Annotated in this window: 14 protein-coding genes; 8 read left to right on the forward strand and 6 right to left on the reverse strand. The window is 38.5% G+C overall.

The features are described 5' to 3' along the window. The first annotated feature begins 177 nt into the window (after nucleotides 1–177). Both rpsT and ACOB80_RS13225 read left to right on the forward strand, forming a co-directional pair. On the forward strand, nucleotides 178–438 hold the full coding sequence (gene rpsT / locus ACOB80_RS13220) for a 30S ribosomal protein S20 (protein WP_473166318.1): 261 nt from the start codon (nucleotides 178–180) through the stop codon (nucleotides 436–438). Nucleotides 439–615: 177 nt separating this feature from the next. After that, complete coding sequence (locus ACOB80_RS13225; protein ID WP_473166319.1) at nucleotides 616–2,268, forward strand: DUF8614 domain-containing protein; 1,653 nt, start codon at nucleotides 616–618, stop codon at nucleotides 2,266–2,268. Nucleotides 2,269–2,376: 108 nt separating this feature from the next. On the opposite strand, the gene prsT is transcribed toward ACOB80_RS13225, so the two are convergent. Next, nucleotides 2,377–5,169, reverse strand: coding sequence for an XrtA/PEP-CTERM system TPR-repeat protein PrsT (gene prsT, locus ACOB80_RS13230; RefSeq protein ID WP_473166320.1), 2,793 nt, complete (start codon nucleotides 5,167–5,169; stop codon nucleotides 2,377–2,379). 284 nt (nucleotides 5,170–5,453) lie between these two features. Here prsT and ACOB80_RS13235 point away from each other — a divergent pair, with 284 nt between their 5' ends. Next, nucleotides 5,454–6,305 carry a hypothetical protein gene (locus tag ACOB80_RS13235; protein ID WP_473166321.1) on the forward strand — a complete coding sequence of 284 codons (852 nt, stop codon included), beginning with the start codon at nucleotides 5,454–5,456 and terminating at the stop codon, nucleotides 6,303–6,305. A gap of 49 nt (nucleotides 6,306–6,354) precedes the next feature. On the opposite strand, the gene ACOB80_RS13240 is transcribed toward ACOB80_RS13235, so the two are convergent. Next, a complete protein-coding gene (locus ACOB80_RS13240) occupies nucleotides 6,355–7,095 on the reverse strand; it encodes a tRNA-uridine aminocarboxypropyltransferase (RefSeq protein ID WP_473166322.1) in 741 nt (246 codons plus the stop codon). A 112-nt stretch (nucleotides 7,096–7,207) separates the two neighbouring features. Continuing rightward, nucleotides 7,208–8,002 carry a DUF2884 family protein gene (locus tag ACOB80_RS13245; protein WP_473166323.1) on the reverse strand — a complete coding sequence of 265 codons (795 nt, stop codon included), beginning with the start codon at nucleotides 8,000–8,002 and terminating at the stop codon, nucleotides 7,208–7,210. A gap of 261 nt (nucleotides 8,003–8,263) precedes the next feature. Here ACOB80_RS13245 and lepB point away from each other — a divergent pair, with 261 nt between their 5' ends. After that, nucleotides 8,264–8,914 (forward strand): signal peptidase I, encoded by a 651-nt coding sequence (lepB, locus tag ACOB80_RS13250; protein WP_473166324.1) that lies wholly within the window; start codon nucleotides 8,264–8,266, stop codon nucleotides 8,912–8,914. Between the two features lie 56 nt (nucleotides 8,915–8,970). Here lepB and hpf read toward each other — a convergent pair whose 3' ends face one another. Then, entirely contained in the window at nucleotides 8,971–9,327 is a 357-nt protein-coding gene (hpf, locus tag ACOB80_RS13255) for a ribosome hibernation-promoting factor, HPF/YfiA family (RefSeq protein ID WP_473166325.1), read from the reverse strand. Nucleotides 9,328–9,630: 303 nt separating this feature from the next. Between hpf and ACOB80_RS13260 the strand changes: the two genes are divergently transcribed. From ACOB80_RS13260 to ACOB80_RS13270, 3 genes are all read left to right on the forward strand, one after another. After that, entirely contained in the window at nucleotides 9,631–10,725 is a 1,095-nt protein-coding gene (locus tag ACOB80_RS13260; protein WP_473166326.1) for a 1-acyl-sn-glycerol-3-phosphate acyltransferase, read from the forward strand. A gap of 71 nt (nucleotides 10,726–10,796) precedes the next feature. Beyond that, on the forward strand, nucleotides 10,797–11,561 hold the full coding sequence (locus ACOB80_RS13265) for an HDOD domain-containing protein (RefSeq protein ID WP_473166327.1): 765 nt from the start codon (nucleotides 10,797–10,799) through the stop codon (nucleotides 11,559–11,561). A 139-nt stretch (nucleotides 11,562–11,700) separates the two neighbouring features. After that, on the forward strand, nucleotides 11,701–12,078 hold the full coding sequence (locus tag ACOB80_RS13270; protein ID WP_473166328.1) for a ribosome recycling factor family protein: 378 nt from the start codon (nucleotides 11,701–11,703) through the stop codon (nucleotides 12,076–12,078). 31 nt (nucleotides 12,079–12,109) lie between these two features. On the opposite strand, the gene topA is transcribed toward ACOB80_RS13270, so the two are convergent. Further along, nucleotides 12,110–14,761: a type I DNA topoisomerase gene (gene topA / locus ACOB80_RS13275; RefSeq protein ID WP_473166329.1), complete on the reverse strand. Its 2,652-nt coding sequence runs from the start codon at nucleotides 14,759–14,761 to the stop codon at nucleotides 12,110–12,112. A 457-nt stretch (nucleotides 14,762–15,218) separates the two neighbouring features. On the opposite strand from topA, the gene ACOB80_RS13280 reads away from it, so the two are divergent. Continuing rightward, complete coding sequence (locus tag ACOB80_RS13280; RefSeq protein ID WP_473166330.1) at nucleotides 15,219–16,322, forward strand: arginase family protein; 1,104 nt, start codon at nucleotides 15,219–15,221, stop codon at nucleotides 16,320–16,322. Nucleotides 16,323–16,403: 81 nt separating this feature from the next. Here ACOB80_RS13280 and ACOB80_RS13285 read toward each other — a convergent pair whose 3' ends face one another. After that, nucleotides 16,404–18,629 (reverse strand): Ig-like domain-containing protein, encoded by a 2,226-nt coding sequence (locus ACOB80_RS13285; protein ID WP_473166331.1) that lies wholly within the window; start codon nucleotides 18,627–18,629, stop codon nucleotides 16,404–16,406. Nucleotides 18,630–18,702: the final 73 nt, after the last annotated feature.

Genomic DNA, 18,702 nt, shown 5'->3' on the forward strand with positions numbered 1-18,702 from the left:
CCTATTGTTTTTTACCTCGAAAAATAAGGTATAATAAACCCTGTTTTGCATTTATGTCTGTTGATTAAAAATTTCCTAAATTAAATAGCGGAAAACATTTGACATTACGGACAAAAAAAGGCATATTTCGTCGCCTTAAATTTAGGCTATATTTAATATCATTTTTAGGAGTTCACCTTGGCTAACTCAAAGCAAGCTAAGAAGCGCGCAGTACAATCTGAAAAGCGCCGTCAACACAATGCAAGTCGTCGTTCAATGATGCGCACTTTAGTAAAAAAAGTAATCGCTGCCATTGAAGCCGGTGACAAAGAAACCGCAACTAAAGAATTTGCAGCAGTTACACCTATCCTTGACCGTTACGCAGTTAAAGGCTTAATTCACAAGAATAAAGCTGCTCGTAGCAAGAGTCGTTTGAATGCTGCCATTAAAGCACTTTAATTTAGTTGCTTTAATATAAATACGTAAAAGCTGGCTTATGCCAGCTTTTTTTTTATCTGTTACACCAAAAAGCACAGCATAACTGACTGTATATAGTCACAACTAAATAACCAAGCTTGCCTATTTTTATAAACTTTTATAGTCTCAGCTAGTCAATTATAAATACCACACATCATTATGAATAAATTCCTTTGCACCACCTTAGCCTCAGCTATACTTTTAGCGGGCTGCGGCACAGAAACTGAAACAAAAACCAAACAAATCGCTGCTATCAATGACCAAGTTGTAAAGCGTGTCGTTCAATACCACACCGTTGCTTTAGAAGCAGACTTATCTGCACTTACTGACAAGCAAAAACAGCTCATTTCACTACTAATTGAAGCAGCAGATATAGCAGATGACATTTTTTGGCAACAAAGTTTTGGTGAAAACAAAGATACCTTTCTTGCCGCGATAGCCTCGAATGAGTTAAAACAATTCACAGAAATCAACTATGGCCCTTGGGATAGATTAAAAAACAACGAACCCTTTTTGCAAGGAATAGCTAATAAGGCTGCTGGTGCTGAGTTTTACCCTTCAAATATGAGTAAAGAAGAGTTTGAGCAATCAAACATTGTCGAGAAGAAGAGCCAGTATTCACTTATAAGAAGAGACCCTCAAAACAATCTTATATCTATCCCCTATTCAGAAGCTTATGTTGAACCAATAACTCGTTTGTCTGCTATTTTAGCTAAAGCCGCCACTTTCGCCGAAAACGAAAACTTAGCTAAATATTTAAGACTTCGCTCTCAGGCCTTACTGAAAGATGACTATTATCAATCAGATTTAGCATGGATGGACATGAAAGATAACGATATCGATGTCATTATTGGTCCAATCGAAACGTATGAAGATCAACTTTTTGGTTACCGTACAGCCTTTGAATCTTATGTATTGCTTAAAGATAAAACATGGAGCAAAAAGCTAGAAAAATATGCTGCATACTTACCAGAATTACAGCGAAATCTTCCTGTATCACGAAAATACAGAAAAGAAGTACCAGGATCAGAAGCAGAACTTAACGCTTACCAGCTTTTATATACAACGGGACAGGCAAATGCTGGCAGCAAAACAATCGCGGTTAACTTACCAAACGATGAAAGAGTGCAACTGGAAAAAGGGACGAGAAGACTTCAATTAAAAAACGCAATGCGTGCTAAATTTGACGCGATAATGCTTCCAATGGCTGACGCATTATTAGTACCAGAGCAAAAGCAGTATGTTACCTTTAACGCATTTTTTGCCAACACCATGTTTCACGAGGTTGCTCACGGGTTAGGCATTAAAAATACCATTAACGGTAAAGGAACCGTACGAGAAGCACTAAAAGAGCATGCTTCGCCCATTGAAGAAGGTAAAGCAGATATTTTAGGCCTATTTATGGTGCGCTACCTATTGGAAAAAGGTGTCATTACTGAAGGGCAGCTTAACGATTATTACACAACCTTTTTGGTCGGTATTTTCCGCTCTGTTCGTTTCGGTGCTAGCTCTGCACATGGGAAGGCCAATATGATGCGCTACAACTACTTTTTAGAGCAAGAAGCATTTACACGAAGCGACGATGGACTTTACGCCGTTGATTTCGACAAAATGACCTCGGCAATTGACTCTCTAACTGAAACGTTGTTGAAACTTCAAGGTAATGGTGACTACGATAGCGTAAGTACTTTAATGAAAGAGAAAGGAATCGTACCTGAACTACTTGCTAAAGACTTAGCTGCGTTAAATGATAAGAACATTCCGGTTGATATTGTTTATCAACAAGGCAAAGCTTATTTAGGCTTAAAGTAATATCGATTATCGAGTTTTCATTCCAACAAAAAACGGAACTTGCTAACAAGTTCCGTTTTTTGTAACTAAGATATCGACATTTCAACCATAAATACCGAATGGTTTACATCAATTCAACTTCAATAGCAGTGCTTCTGCTTTAGCTTTATCAGCAAACTGCTGTTCAGAGTCAATTGCTTGAGATAAATATCGACGCGCCTCTTGCGTTCTATTTAGCGCGATTAAGTTGACCGCAAGGTGGTACATAATTTCAGCGTTATCAGAGTCTAGGGCCAGTGCATCACGATACAAAGGCAACGCTTTTTCATGTTGGCCGGCATTAGTATAGGCCCAACCTAAAGTGTCTTGAACCGCAGGGTGGTTAGGAACAGATTCATATGCTTTTTGTGCAAGTTCAACCGCCTTATCAAACTTTTCTAATTTGACCAAAACGAGAGACAAATTATTTAAAAGCGCCGCCGATTCGCCGTAGTTATCCATATAGGTCTGATAAAGAACAACGGCTTTATCGTATTGGCCTTGTTCAATATGAAGGTCAGCTGCAGCAACCACAGCATTTACACTTCTCGGGTTTGTCTTGATAAAAGATTCAAGTGCAGCAATCGCCTTATCTACTTTACCTTGCATTTTCAGCGCCTTACTAACACCAACACTTGCTAGCTGGGAAGTCTCGTCTTTTAATGCCATCAAATAGAATTTTTCTGCTTTTTTACCTTGTTCAAGTTGCAAATATAGGTCGCCCTTTAATGTATTTGCAAGTGCTGAATAATTCGTTTTTCGATAGAGTGACTCGATATAATCAAGCGCCCCTTTTTCATTTTTTAAGCTAGCATATAACTTAATTAAATCTAAATAGGCACCAAAATGTCTATCGTTCCATGAAATGGCTTTTTGGAGGCTATTTTCCGCCGCTTGAGGATTTTGCATCACTCGTTGCGCTTTTGCATAGGCAACGAGAATGGGGGCTTTATCAGCGCTGTGTTTTACAGCTAATTGATATGAGTTGTTTGCTTTTTCATAATCATTCTCAGACATATAAATTTCAGCAAGTCGCAAGTGAACTTCTGCAGACTGATTATTTTGGTTCAAAAAGTCATTAGCAATATTTATTGCTGCGCTGTTATCTCCAGCAGATCTGTAAATTGAAATAAGTTTATTAACGGCTAAGTAACTATTTTGGTCAATACTATAAGCTTTTTCATAATAAGACTGCGCTACCCTTGCCTCTCCATCGTAGATATAAGAATCACCCAGCTCAACATTTAAACGAGCAACATTTGGGTGTTCGATAATAGCTTGCTCTAATAATTCTCTACTTTTAGTGACATTACCAAGGGCCATCTCAACACGAGATAAGTGAACAATCGCATCTAAGTTATTTTTGTTTAAGGAAATTGCTTTTTCAAATGACTCCTTAGCTAGTTGATGTTTCGATTGTTCCCCGAACAATTTTCCTTGCTGAACATAAACATCACTCACTTTCGGGTTTTCGATTAAAGCTTGATCTAACTGTAATTGAGCTTGTTCATAACTTTTGTTTTTTCTTAAAACATCAGCTAATAAAATGCGGGTAGAAACGTCGTTACTGCCAAACTCGACGCCTTTTACCAATGATTTTAAGGCATTTTCTTCCTTACCCATATCAAGTTGAAGCCTACCTAGGTTGACCCAAGCTTTACCATAATTAGGCACCGCATCGACAACATCTACGTAATATCTTTCAGATTTCTGGTATTCTCCAATTTGATGATAGGCTTGACCAAGCATCATCCAAATTTCCATATCGTCAGGATCAATCAAGCGGGCTTTTACTAACGCATTTTTAGCTGGAAACGGCTTATTTAATCTAAAACTAATTTTAGCCATAAGCTTCAGTGCTTTAGGATCATCAGCAACAATATCTAAATACCGATTAATGGCGTCGTTAGCCATATTAATGTCATTTTGATTATAGTTAACGAGAGCAGCCAAATAATAGTAAACAGGGTTTTCCCTCATGACATCATTGGGTAAGCCTGTTAAAACCGTGTTCAAATGATTAACAGTACTTTCTAATGTTTCAGCATCATCTAAAGACGCAGCAGCCACAGCTTTTAAATAATTAGCCCTAGGCTCATTTGGTATATCAGCCAAAATTACATTGATATCTTCTAGGGCCTTTTCTACTTCATTTTTTTCAATATAAATAGTGGCTCGAGAAAGCAAAGCTGGAAAATGTTTTGGGCTTAATGCGATTGCATGCGAAATAACACTCAAAGACTTATCGATATTTCCTTGCAATTGATGTATTTCTGACTGAATCACAAATATTGTAGGGTTTGTCGCAGAAATGGCTAATGCTGTTTCTGTATATTCCATGGCTAAATTCGCGTCACCACGCTTTAACGCTATTTGCGCCAACCCTAATGCAGCATCTGTATTTTTTTTATCTAATTCTAACGCTTTACCAAACTCAACATTCGCTAATGCCAAGTTACCTTTACTTGAGTACGCTCTGGCTTTTAGCGTTAAAATTCTGCTAGAAACCTTGTTAAAGCCAATAAATGGCGTTGCTTTGTTGATAACCTCTTCAAATCTATCTTGTAATAGATAGGACTCAAGTAATAACGGTTGGACTTTTTTAATGTCAGCGTTTTGCTTTAACGCCACTTCTAGTTCAATTTCTGCGCCTATTGCATCGCCTTTAGCGAGCAATACTTCAGCCATTAATAATCTGGAAGGTAAGTGCTCAGGGTCATTCTGAATCGCGTTTTTTAGATGGACAATGGCACCATCTAAGTCTTCAATATAAAAGCTTTTTAAAGCATCCTCATATGGTTGGTTATAGAGTTGTGCACTATAGCCCTGCAAACTAACAGCTAAACAGCTAACTAAAATGGTGCGCTTAAAACCTTTTATCATTACTATTCCTAAGCTAAAACAAAGACATCTTGCGTCATATATGATACGTTATTATTACATTAATGAGCGAGGCTTTACTACGGTTCTGTTTAAGAATCGAGTGTGTAAAAAAATTAAAGTGTCGAACTTTTTTACACTTAACAGAATTGAAAGTTCAAAATCAACAAGACACAAACATAAACAATTGAAAATAAAGTACATTTTATTACTGGAATGATAATTGCTTTATTTTCAATATATACAACGTAGATAAGCTATATAGTTTCTAACAGTTAGGTAGTAACATGAAATATATTAAATGGATTGCAGCAGCGACACTAACTTTGTCAGGCATGACGGTCAGCGCAACATCGCTAGACCCGAACGCAGTTGGCACGACAACGATAAATGATAATTATATCGGTGCTGGTTACGGTAACGATTATCTATATGACGTTCTCGGTTCTAAGTCTAAGTATGATGTAGATAAGATGTTAGTCGCCAGAGAAAATGTAAACGGACAAGTAATGTTAACCGTTGATATTTTTACGTCATTTTGGAACGACATTAACTACAACAACATCAAGCTTGGTGATTTGTTCATGGCGACGACCGACGATGGTTCAAACCCATGGCAACCTACAGGCGGTGTACCACATCAAGGTGACAGATTTTCTAACTCTGGTTCAAACAATACTGGTACTAACTGGAACTATGTCTACGATTTAAGTGGAGATCGTTCAAGAAGCAGTGGTACAGGTGCTTTGAAATCAGGTTTTACGAACTATGATACAACAACTTCAAGTAACTTAGGCGTTGCAGGACGTGATGATCAATCAGTAATGTTGTACGATCGTAGCGGCCAAACTACTCACTCAACTTCAAACTGGGGTTTTGGCGATAGCAGCGACGAATACTACATTGGAAGTCGTAGTTATAGAAATTTACGTTTACAGTTTGATGTATCAGGTACATCTCTAGCAACAGCTAACCAAATTGCGTTCCGCTGGGCTATGACATGTGCAAATGACATTATTGAAGGTTTAGCTTCATTTACGCCGGACGATACTATTAAAGTTTCTGCTCCTCAAACAGCGTTACTGTTTTTACTAGGTACTTTAGGTTTAGCGGTAACTCGCAGAAAAAAGAATCAGTAAAACTGAACGAATTATAAATATGAAAAAGCGACTAATAAGTCGCTTTTTTTTATGCTTTTAAAAGTCGAATATACTGCGCTAGCGCGCTTGAGTCGCCTTTGTTTTCTTGGCAAACGCTTTCTTGATAATAATAGTTGAACACACTAAGCCATTGATGCAACAACTGACTGTTTCGCCTCTCCCCAAAACTAAGTAATACTTGGCTTGCTATTTCAGCCGTAGAAAAATGAGCTGAGTTATCCACTTTTCGAATATTGTAGGCATTCACCTGCTTAAGGTTTGACAAACATTCGTTAGATAAGGAAAACATAGGAATATTCTGTAAATACGGGCTTTTATTAAATATTCTCCGAGCTTCACGCCAACTTGCATCAATCATAATAAACAAAGGCTGTTTATTATTTGGAATTAGAGAATCGTCTAATTGATGCACTTTCTGTTGTTCAGGCTTAGCAAAGCTATGAGGAAATACAATTATTGGATAATAATCTTCACTTGCAAGAAGCTTTATCACTAACGGATTAGACTCTGTACGTTGCCAAATAACACCATACGTTTCTGGAATTATGTCTGCTATTAGCTTACCTGTAGAACTCGGTTTCAGTACTTCTTTGTCATGATAAACAATCAAAAAAGCCGCTCGACTTTTGGCAGGTTTACGCCATGCGCAAATACAATTATGCTTGGCAACTAAACAAAGTGTGCACCTATCTACCCCCTTCCCTCGCGCATTAAAAGGTTTAGTCGAAGCTTGTTTTCTTTGTTGATAGAGCTTGTGAATTCGATGCATGAACTAAGCGTACCGTCGGTATAAGGCTGCTCATTATTCACGAAAACACAGATAAAGTAAAAGCACAGCTATTGCTGCGCTTTTACTTTATCATTTAACAATTTAATAATTATTAAGCTCTATTACGACTGGTATTCTTAGTATCAATCACATCAGTTTGAGGAAAACCCTTTATAGAAGACTTTAATTTCTCTTCAAGGCGGTCAATGGTGTAAACATTATCACAAAGTCTTTCTGCTTTATGCTCAAGTTCCTGGCTACGTTGTTCCATCTCACTTTCAATTTGTTCGCCAAACTTCTCCATCTTAGTCTCTAACGCATCCATATCACCACCAGAGAAAACCATTTGCTGACCTAGTGCGATTAACAAACTTCCCAGAGATTTTTGTACTATATTTTCTACAGCTTGCTCAACACGTTCGTCAAACTCTTCACCAAAGAAGTCAGATTGTAAATTACCATGTTCATCAATTGAAAACTCACCGCTATCAAATTTACTGTTCACTTCGTCTTTAATGGTATTTAACTCAGTAGTTAAATCGGTCGAAATGGAGTTGCCATCACCAAGCAGTTCATTAAAAGCTAGATTGATGCCTTCAGTTGCTAACTGTACCGCCTCAATTGCAACATCTTTTACTTGTGGAACTAGCTCTCTAATTTCCGTTGAGTAATCAGTTACAAGCTGTTGCTGTTCTCCAGATAAAGAAATTGTATCACCGTCGATAATTAAGTATTTATCTTGTTCAATACGATATAGAACTTTGTCATTTTTTGTAAACTCAACATGGTTTTTGTTGATGTTTAATCCTGCATTTAGAGAGGCTTCACATGAATCAGTTGAAAAGTGGGAATCATGGGCAAAAGCTGTAGTCGATAATAAAAGTGTGCTTGCAATCAAAGTTCTCATTATTTTGTCCTTATTTATTCGATGACACACTTAACTATACAAACACAATGCCACAATAATTATCTTTTTGTATTTATTAGCTTTTATACAAAACAAGCTATTCTCGACTTTTCGTTTTGAAAACAGGTTTTAGTGATATTAGCCTCTTATTAGCTTAATTGACCAACGACACTTTCAACTCGCTACAACAATTAATCGTAATAATTTCTTCAGAATAACGACTAACCCTGTAACAAAACACTTTAGAAGGGATTAATTTAGATGAAATCATTAAAAAGCATATGGCATGACAATCGCGGCTTTATCGTATTTATTGCATTAATGTTAGTATTTAGAAGTGCGGTTGCAGATTGGAATGACGTTCCAACTGGCTCGATGAAACCTACAATCGTAGAAGGAGACAGAGTGTTAATTGACAAACTCGCTTATGATATTCGTATTCCTTTTACGTTAACTTCTATTAAAAAGCTAAGTGACCCGCAAATTAACGATATCATTATTTTTGAATCAAGCGTTGCTAATAAAAGGCTCATAAAACGCGTTATTGGGATTCCTGGTGACACAGTAGCACTCATCAATAACCAACTTATCGTCAATGGAAACGTATTAACTTATCAGTTAGTTGAAGCGTCAGATGATAGCATTATTTTTAAAGAATCAAATGACTTTGCTAGCCACACCATACAGCTAACTGAGAAAAATAGTAGCTTTAGTAACTTTAACACGGTAAAAGTGCCCGCTAACCACTACCTAGTACTTGGTGATAATAGAGATCAAAGTGCAGATTCTCGTGTAATCGGTTTTGTTCCTAGACACGAAATAATTGGTAAAAGTGACCGAATCGCATTTTCACTCGATTACGATAATTACTTTATTCCTCGTTGGGGCCGCACTGGGCTAATAATTGATTAGATTGATTGAAGTGCAGTGAGTAAACACCCTAGTTCACTCACTGCCAGATAAATAGATTAAGTTAAGTCGAGAGTTTGAACTCTTTCATAAGCTACTTCGTGATCCGAAGACGTTGGCTTACTATGTAAATTCGCTTTAAGTTGTCCTTTTCTGTGTTTTAGTGCTGCATCAAGCTTTTTAGTCGCTTTAGCAATCGCAGGGTACATTATTTCATCATCTGCTGACGTTGCCACTGCACCACCTTCATAATTTGTACTTAGCTCTACTCGATGTGTTCCGTGCTCCTTTGAAATAATGGCATCGAGCGATATTAATGTAGGAAAATGAGAAGCTATTTTGGAAAGTTTTTCTTCAATGTGCTCACGAATAGATGTTGTAATTTCTACATGGTGACCTGATACATTTATCTTCATATCTATTCCTTCTTTTTGTCATGTTCATCTATAAGACTTGAGCCTAATGGACAAAAAGGCAAGTCTTTTTGACAAATTATTTGATCTAAATCTCTAGCTGCATGAATCGCAACCACATTTAGTACTTTTTTTACCCTGCATTTTCATTTTTTATTTTATCAGTTTTCTGCAACAAACTACTTCGCATGTTTATAACTAAAACAAACTTGTTAATTTTTGTCCTTTTTTTCATTCAACCTTTTATCTATTTTCACATCTTAGCTATAATTGCCGCGCAGTTTTAATTAGGTTAAAAAAGTATAAATGTTTGATGATATTCGCCCGTTCAGCGACGATGAATTACAAGGTGTGATGGATAGCTTATTGAATGAACCGGAGTTTGTTCAGTCTATCGCAAAGTTTTCATTACCAAAACTTAGCCACTTCCTCCCAGGAGTTGCGACATTTTTAGTCTCTACATCGTTAAAAACGCGAGTAAGAAAAATTAAAAATGTCAAAAGTATGCAACAAGACGTTTGTCGATACCTAAATACGCTAATCGACAGAACAATGACTGAGCTAACCTTCGAAGGCATAGACAATATATCACCAAACAAGCCTTGTTTATTTATTAGTAATCATAGAGATATCGTACTAGATGTAGCTCTGATCAATTATGTATTGAATCTACATAATATCGATACGGTTGAAGCAGCGGTTGGTGACAATTTACTAAGTAAAAAATGGGTTGCCGATTTAATGCGAATCAATAAAAGTTTTATCGTAAAAAGAAATGAAAAAACCAAACGAGCCATGCTTCAGGCATCAAAACAGTTGTCTCAGTATATCCATCATAGCTTAACAGAGAAAAAGCAAAATATATGGATAGCTCAGAAGGAAGGAAGAGCCAAAGATGGCATTGATAAAACCAACGCAGCTCTAGTATCTATGCTACTACTCAATAAAGATAAACAAACAACGGTAGAAGAGTATTTAGATTCACTCAACATAGTCCCTGTTGCCATTTCATATGAACATGACCCATGCGACCAAGACAAAGCGAAAGAATTAGCAGAAATTGAAGCGACGGGTAACTACGAGAAAGATCAACATGAAGACCTTAACAGTATTACCCAAGGAATGCTGGGCAACAAAGGTCGAGTTCATATTGCTTTTTGTCCACCACTTCGCGGAGAATTTGCCGATAGCAAAGCGATAGCCGCAGCAATAGACACCCAAATAATCAAGCATTATCGTTTGTTTGACAGCAATCAAAGTGCGTACGATCATTTGAATAACCAAGAGACGCTCACAGAATATTTAGAGTCACGTGTAGCACCATTAGACGAGCTGCAAAAAAAATGGTTGTTAACTATGTATGCAAACCCAGTTAATACCAAAAAAACAATGCAAATCTAACGCAAAATTAGCTAAAAACACGGTTTAACAGCTAGAATTAAAGCAAAGTGAAAGTAGCGAATGGTACATTTATGAATGATTTAAATGCTGACGCAGTCAATACGATTAAAAGCATTATCAATTTTCCTGAAAGACCTTCACTAATGAAGACATATAGTCATTTAATGTCTTCACCTTCACCGAGCTTACATGAAATTAATCAACTGCTTATACAATTTCCGGTAATTGAATCAAAACTGTTAACGGCGATAAACTCTTATGCTTTTGGTTTAAAAGATCGAATTGATACTCTTAACGAAGCGCTTGAAAAATTAGGGTTAATCTCGGTTAATAATATACTTACTGGCCTTTTTGTTGATGATAGCCTAGATATTGATAGCAGTGCTTTTTCTCAGGCTGCAATGTTTATCGGTAGAAGTGCGCATAGTCAAATGTCGGTAGATAACTTATATTGCTTAGCAAGCTTAACGTATGCGGGATTAGTACTTAATAAACAGATTAACAATAATTCTTTAGACAATTCTAATTCCTATCACTTTTCCGTTATTTGCCGAGTACTTGCTGACCACTGGCAACTTAATCAAGAATATGATCATATATTTCATCTACTTGGAGAGGAAAATGCCTATAAACTCCCTCAATTTTCTGACTTAACTAGAGAGTTTCAATTAAACCTAGCGGCCCTTTCACTAGCACTTTGCTGCTTTTATGAAGAAGAGTCACATGAAATATATTCTAGTTATGTGGACAATAAAGCAGAGTCATTAAGTATCTTAGGATTAACAGACATTGACTTTTTAGAGCTAAAAGATCGCTACAACCAACAAATAAAATAGTTAGAAATATATTGCAGCTATACCTCTTTTGAACTCTTCTCTGTAGCCCTCTATATCAAACAATATATCGAATGTTTGTTATTACCTTAGAATCCCTCTAAAATAACTTCTACTTTAAGTCTACAGCCATTAAACGCTCTTGATCACTAAAGAATTAACCATAGTTTTACCTTCATTCTTACGAAGGGTGATGAAAGCCTATGCTTTGAAAGCTCAAATGAGGGCCATAGGCTGCCAATTACATCGCGTTGGACGATCTCGCAACTGGCGATTAACAGCGACAGCTGAGCAGATAAACCAAGTCATTCATTTTATTGAGTCAGAAGGTGAAGATTCTTGGCTATGGTTGGCGAAAAAGCTTCGGCAAGAGAATGACCAGCTAAGCCATGACCATTTATTGTTCATTGCTAAAAAAAACAATGGAATTACAGTAAACGAGTTGATGTCTCTAACGGATTGTACGGTGGCTGAGGCGAGAAAAGTAATAGATGAATTAGAATGGCTAGATGATGATTAACACCTTCTAGCCATTATATTTTCTTTATGATTTACGACTTTTTACGAGTCGCTTTCTTTTTAGCTTTCGGCTTAGCGGCAGTTTCTACCCATTTTCCTTCTTGATAAACTGCAGTCCACCCTGTTGCCTTGCCTTCAACTTCACTCATCACATATTGTGATTTGTTTTTACGGCTGTAGCGAACAATAGCTAAATTTCCTTCAGGGTCTTGCTCTGGCGCATCTGCTAAATAATAAAACTTAGAAGATATCCTGTCTCTAAAGCGTTTAAGCTCTGCTACTTTAGGAGCTCGAGTCTCTCTAGATTTAGGGAAAGTACTTGCTGCTAAAAATATTCCAGCCGCGCCATCTCGCAATACAAAGTGTGCATCTGACTTTTCACACGGCAGTTCAGGCAATTGCACAGGATCTTCCTTTGGCGGAGCCGCTTCACCATTAGCTAACAGCTTTCTCGTGTTTTTACACTCACTATTAGTACAGTCAAAGTACTTACCGAACCTACCGTTTTTAAGCTCCATATCAGAGCCACAACGATCACACTCGAGTACAGGGCCATCATAGCCTTTAATCTTGAAATTGCCTGATTCAAGCTCATAGCCAGAACATACAGGGTTGTTACCACAAACATGAAGTTTGCGTTTTTCGTCAATTAAGTAGCTGTCCATTGCAGTATCACAGATAGAGCAACGATGCATTGCACGTAACGCTTCTGTTTCTTGATCTTCTGCTAGAACACTAACCGCTTCTTCACCCGGCGTTAGATTCATCGTTGTCGTACATCGTTCTTTAGGAGGTAAAGCATAACCTGAACAACCTAAGAATACGCCAGTAGATGCGGTTCTAATGCCCATTTTTCTGCCACACGTTGGGCAGTCAATATCTGTTAATACAGGCTCATTTGCTGGCATACCGCCTTCATCACGCGGTTTGTCTGCAAGTAATAACTGGTCGCTGAAATTGTGATAGAACTCGTTCAGAACTTGTTTCCAATCCAGCTTACCTTCGGCAATTTCATCCAGTTCTTTTTCCATCTCGGCAGTAAAGTTATAGCTCATTAAGTTTTTAAAACTTTCAGATAAGCTATCTGTAACGATTTCACCCATTTTCTCTGCGTAAAAACGTTTTTTATCTAACTTAACGTAACCACGATCTTGGATGGTAGAAATGATAGATGCGTATGTTGACGGTCGACCAATTGAGCGCTTTTCAAGTTCTTTTACTAATGAAGCTTCACCAAAACGAGCAGGCGGTTTAGTAAAGTGCTGACTTGGTTCTAATTTTTCAAGCGTTAAGTCGTCACCAACAGCCAGATCAGGCAAGTGAGTATCTTTATCACCTTTAGACATTTGAGGATGAACACGTGTCCAGCCATCAAATTGCATAACGCGTCCTTTTGCTTTCAATTCAAAGTCGCCAGCGCCAACGGTTAGCGTACTCACGGTGTACCTTGCTGCCGTCATTTGACAAGCAACGAATTGACGCCAAATTAGGTCATAAAGCTTCTTACAATCAGCGTCAACACCTTCGATAAAAGCAGACTCTAACTTAACATTAGACGGACGAATTGCCTCATGGGCCTCTTGGGCATTTGCCTTACTACCGTAATTTCTAGGCGTATCGGGTAAATAGTTATCGCCAAAGTTTTCTGAAATATAATTTCGACACATGTTAACTGCGTCTTGACTCAAGTTAGTTGAGTCGGTACGCATATAAGTAATATGACCGGCTTCATATAAACGCTGCGCCAAACTCATGGTTCTCTTTACACCAAAACCAAGCTTTGTACTCGCTGCTTGTTGTAACGTCGATGTGATAAAAGGCGCAGATGGAGAGCTTTTAGACGGCTTATCATCGCGCTTAATCACTTGGTAAGCAGCGTTCTCAAGTAAGCCCACAGCTGACATAGCTTGTGCTTCGTTGGTAGCAGAGAAAGTTGCGCCATTTTGTTTAACAACGTCTAAAGCAAGCGCTTGCCCATTAGCTTTAGTATTGGCAACAATCTCCCAGTACTCTTGCGGATTAAACGCTTTAATTTCTCTTTCTTTCTCAACAACAAGCTTTACAGCAACTGATTGAACTCGACCTGCAGAAAGGCCTCGAGCGACTTTTTTCCAAAGTAATGGGCTTACCATAAAACCAACAACTCGGTCTAAAAATCGTCGCGCTTGCTGGGCGTTTACACCAGGCATACTTAATATACCTGGCGTAGAAAACGCTTGTTGAATTGCGTTTTCCGTAATTTCATTAAAAACAACACGCTTGAATTTATCTGGGCTACCACCAATTAGCTCTTGCAAGTGCCATGCGATAGCCTCCCCTTCTCTATCCAAATCGGTTGCGAGATAGATAGTGTCGGCGTTTTCAGCAAGCTTTTTGAGTTCTGTTACAACTTTTTCTTTTCCAGGAAGTACGTGGTAAGTTGCTTTCCAGTCTTTGTCAGGGTCGATGCCCATGCGATTAACTAACGCTTGTTTATCGCGCTTAGCTTTGTATTTTGCTTTTTGTTCAGGCGTCATTTTACGTACTTCAGCAGGAGACTTAGCTGCTACTTTTTTTCCACTGCCTGACGTAGGTAAATCACGTACGTGACCGACACTTGATTTAACGACAAAATTCTTTCCCAGATATTTGTTAATGGTCTTGGCTTTGGCCGGGGATTCGACAATAACCAGAGATTTTGACATAGACTTTATTGATCCTACTTATTCCGACACTAAGGCCGGTTTATATTTATCTTTTACAAAAACAGAGCGATTGGTTTACAAGCGAGCAAAATACACTCTATTTGTTTAGAAATTCATAATAAATTTGATAATTTACACATTACTATTAGATATATCCGTAAATAAGCAAGCTGACAAGCAATTATTTTTTAAATTAACCCCAGCCAATGTTTGCTATATAATAGCCGCGCAATTTAACGGTGGCTGATTAATCCAGCGAGCAGTAAACACCCAAGACTATAATGACAGCCTAAGGCAAACAGCTTTGGTGCGCTATGTTATGCCGATATTTAATTAAAGGTAAGCGTAATCTAGCATTATTTATATAGACGCAATTTAGAATATTCAAGCAAGGCTGGGCAAAAATAACGTTACAACAGCCAACTCTTGCTAAAAAAACCAGTACAAGTGAGGTGCTATGACAGCTAAATCATCATTTATTGAGAAAATTCAACAAAGCCTATGCCCACCAGGCAATGGCGTATTCACTGTAAATACAGCAAAAGAGCGCAAAGAACAACTACATCAAGCTTTATTTGGTCAAACCGACAACATTGATCAAGTATGGAAGGAAAGTTTATCAGGCTTAGAGGGACCTCAAAAAGCGGTCATGTTAGGTATTGCTTCAGACTGTGGAGGCGGTATTTTGAGAGGTGCTAATTGGGGCCCATTGTTTGTGCGTTCAACCTTATTACGTGACTTTCCAAAATTGTGTCATTTCGATATGGGTGATGTTCGTGTAATCCCTCACCTACTTCACGACAAATACCTTAATGATCCAACGATAGCAAACTGTAGAAAAGCCTTATACCAAGACGAAGCAAGTGAACTTGCAGTTAGCCCGCTTACTATTACCGAAGATGTATTACACGACTTCTATGCAATTTACCCTGAAAAAGGTATTTTCGGCATAGGTGGTGATCATTCGATTAGTTACCCATTAACTAAAGCATATTTACAAGCAAAGAAAAAAGAAGGTAAGCGTGCAGCTATCATTCATTTTGACGCGCACACTGACCTATTAGTTGAAAGACTCGGCATCGACTTATGTTTCGGCTCTTGGTGTACTCACATCTTAAATGACCTTCACGATCCAAGTCACCTTATCCAAATTGGTATTCGTTCAAGTGGTAAGCCTAAATCCCATTGGGAAGGCACTTTTGGCGTAAAACAACATTGGGCTCATGAAGTCAGAGAAAATGGCGTACAGCCGATCATAGACACCATTTTGGCGCAATTAAAGCAAGACAATATTGAAGAACTTTATGTCAGCTTCGATATTGATGCCATTGACGACAGTTTTGCATCAGCAACCGGAACACCAGAGCCAGACGGCCTATTTCCAGACGAGGCGATGGCGATATTAAAAGCTTTAGCCGCTGAATATGCTATTACAGGCGCTGACATGATGGAGATTGCACCATTTACAGATAGCTCTGGTCGTGGTGCTGAAAGCTCTGAGCAAACATTAAAAGTTGGTGCTGAAATTTCAGCTTTCTTAATTGAAGAAATGAGCAAATAGACTCTTGTCTAAAAAATAAAAGTTAGATAACAAAAATGCCGCAAATGCGGCATTTTTTATTTCTTTGAACAATGTTTATATTTAATTAGTTGAAGTACAGTCACTTGTTAAGCCAAATGGGCTGCGCAAGTTTGTATTCGCAACTGGTGGAATTTGATTCTCTGAACGCACATCGTCTGCTGACACAGGAAGAGTAACAATAGCTTCTTTTGAGCCTTCCGTGCCTTTAACTTTTGTATACGCTTTTACTTTGACATCTACCCACTCTGCCATACTTTGCGGATAAATAATGTCAATCACAGCACGACCGAGTTCGTCAGTTGTAACTTCTCCTTGTGCAGAGAGTACATTACCTGGCGTTAACATAGTATCGCCATTGGTATCTTCACCGTCATCTAAAAAGCCGTTTCGGTTTGTATCTTCGTTATTACATGTACCAAATATTATCGCTCCCCAAGAAATGAACTCTCCGTTCTCATATATTCTTTGCCACATGCCTTTATGGAATTGATGAGGTATAGCAGAAATAGTTAACGTCGCATTTTCTATGGGATTTGAATCTACATCTGTGACGAGCACGGTGAACTTTTTCAAATAAGTCGCTTCGTCTAATTCGGTAATAGTGTTACCTGTACCTATGGTAATAAAGAGCTCTCTATCAGCAACAGTAAGCTCGGTAGTATCTGATATGCCATCTACAGTTGCGGTAATTTTCACTCCGTTTTCTGCTGAGACAGTATTTGATGTGTATACCGTTGAAGCATTACCGTTACTATCTGTAATCGCGCTCGCTGGTAAAATTGTACCGCCGCTAATATCGTCAACGGTGAAATTAACAAGTTTGTTTTTCACCAAATTGCCATCAACATCTTTAACAATAACGGAAACGGTTGATGTGTCACCATCTGGCCCTATAGAGCTAGGTGAAGCTTGTGCGTACACTTTATCCACTGTCTCTGCTACAAACTCAAAAGTAAGTTGGTTACTTAACTCTACACTGCCATCTATGCCTGAAAATGTCACTAAAGCTAGGCCAGCATTATTTGAAGAGAGTGACGTAGATACTTTGCCATCAACCGTCATCGCTGTTGTTGTAGCTAGAGTTCCGCGAGTAGTTGTAAAGTTGATGGTTGAACCATCTGGTACTGGCTCTCCCGAGCGCAACCAAGTTAATTCAATTTCCGCAGATTTTGATAAAAGAACATCTGGTAAAGTTGGCGATAATGACGGATTCGTTGTATCACCGTTATTGTTATCAAAGCTCGTAAATAAGAAAGAGTCAGCTTGTACCGAGATATCTTGAGAATTAGTTGCACCTAATACTGAGGCAATAATCGAGTTTGTCCCCCCTGTGTTGCCCGTCACTTCAACAGACGCTTGACCGGTATTATCCGTTGTAACCGTTGCGGGAATGGTAATATTGGCAACGTCTCCAGCAGGAACTTCGATTGATGTATTACTTAATGAAAGCTCTATTGTCGCATCACCGATACCAACTCCGTCAGAGTTAGTTACAGAGAAAAAGAAGGTAGAAGCGTCATTAAGGGCTAAAGCCGATGAACCGGCAATAGATACGTTAGTTCCGACGACTTGAATCGATACGTCATCAGATATTCCACTTGTCATCGCAACCACGTTAACCAAGCGATTCTGTGGTTCGCCAGCAGTCGATAACGTTGCTTTAGCTTGACCGTCTGCTTCGGTGACAGCTTTTGTCACAGCAACCCCACCAGATGTTGCCGAGAATGCGACTTCAGCGCCCGTGACTAAATTATTGTTTTCATCTTTTACAACGGCTGTAAGTTCTATTAGGTCCGCTCCACTTGATGCTAACTGTCTGTTATTAGCAAACAAAGTTAGCGATTGAACTTCAGGTACAATCACCACACCGCCATCACCAGCACTGTTAAATGCGATAGCGCCTGAGATTTCACCTGTACCAATTTCAGCAGTGATACTACCACCACCGGCTCTAGTACCAGCAAGTAATTGTATCGTAGCAACACCTTCACTATTGGTTGAGCTTGCACCATTTTCTGGATTAAAAAGTGCCAGTGTAGAGTCGTTTAAAGTAAAGGTAACTAAAGTATTTGCAACAGGAGAGGTGCCCTGCATGACAGTCGCCGTTACAGTAATAGGTGCATCTTTTGATACATCGCTTGCTGAAAGAGCAATCGACACAACTATTGGATCTGGCTCTGACGGAGTTGGCGGGGTACTGCCGTCACTTAAACCACCATCACCACCGCCACAACCTATTAAAGCGAAGCAACATACCAAATACACAAGGTTTCTAAGTAGCGCCATTACAGCATCTCCCTGATATTGTTATTTTGATTAACACTTTAATATTAACCGAAAAAAAATAAAAAGGTCACTA

This window comes from Thalassotalea coralli, assembly GCF_055786205.1.

Bases quoted from the DNA above. Each gene is read 5' to 3' on its own strand.
- ACOB80_RS13225 (WP_473166319.1), top strand. From the start codon at position 616: ATGAATAAATTCCTTTGCACCACCTTAGCCTCAGCTATACTTTTAGCG.
- prsT (WP_473166320.1), bottom strand. From the start codon at position 5,169: ATGATAAAAGGTTTTAAGCGCACCATTTTAGTTAGCTGTTTAGCTGTT.
- ACOB80_RS13235 (WP_473166321.1), top strand. From the start codon at position 5,454: ATGAAATATATTAAATGGATTGCAGCAGCGACACTAACTTTGTCAGGC.
- ACOB80_RS13240 (WP_473166322.1), bottom strand. From the start codon at position 7,095: ATGCATCGAATTCACAAGCTCTATCAACAAAGAAAACAAGCTTCGACT.
- ACOB80_RS13245 (WP_473166323.1), bottom strand. From the start codon at position 8,002: ATGAGAACTTTGATTGCAAGCACACTTTTATTATCGACTACAGCTTTT.
- lepB (WP_473166324.1), top strand. From the start codon at position 8,264: ATGAAATCATTAAAAAGCATATGGCATGACAATCGCGGCTTTATCGTA.
- hpf (WP_473166325.1), bottom strand. From the start codon at position 9,327: ATGAAGATAAATGTATCAGGTCACCATGTAGAAATTACAACATCTATT.
- ACOB80_RS13260 (WP_473166326.1), top strand. From the start codon at position 9,631: ATGTTTGATGATATTCGCCCGTTCAGCGACGATGAATTACAAGGTGTG.
- ACOB80_RS13265 (WP_473166327.1), top strand. From the start codon at position 10,797: ATGAATGATTTAAATGCTGACGCAGTCAATACGATTAAAAGCATTATC.
- topA (WP_473166329.1), bottom strand. From the start codon at position 14,761: ATGTCAAAATCTCTGGTTATTGTCGAATCCCCGGCCAAAGCCAAGACC.
- ACOB80_RS13280 (WP_473166330.1), top strand. From the start codon at position 15,219: ATGACAGCTAAATCATCATTTATTGAGAAAATTCAACAAAGCCTATGC.
- ACOB80_RS13285 (WP_473166331.1), bottom strand. From the start codon at position 18,629: ATGGCGCTACTTAGAAACCTTGTGTATTTGGTATGTTGCTTCGCTTTA.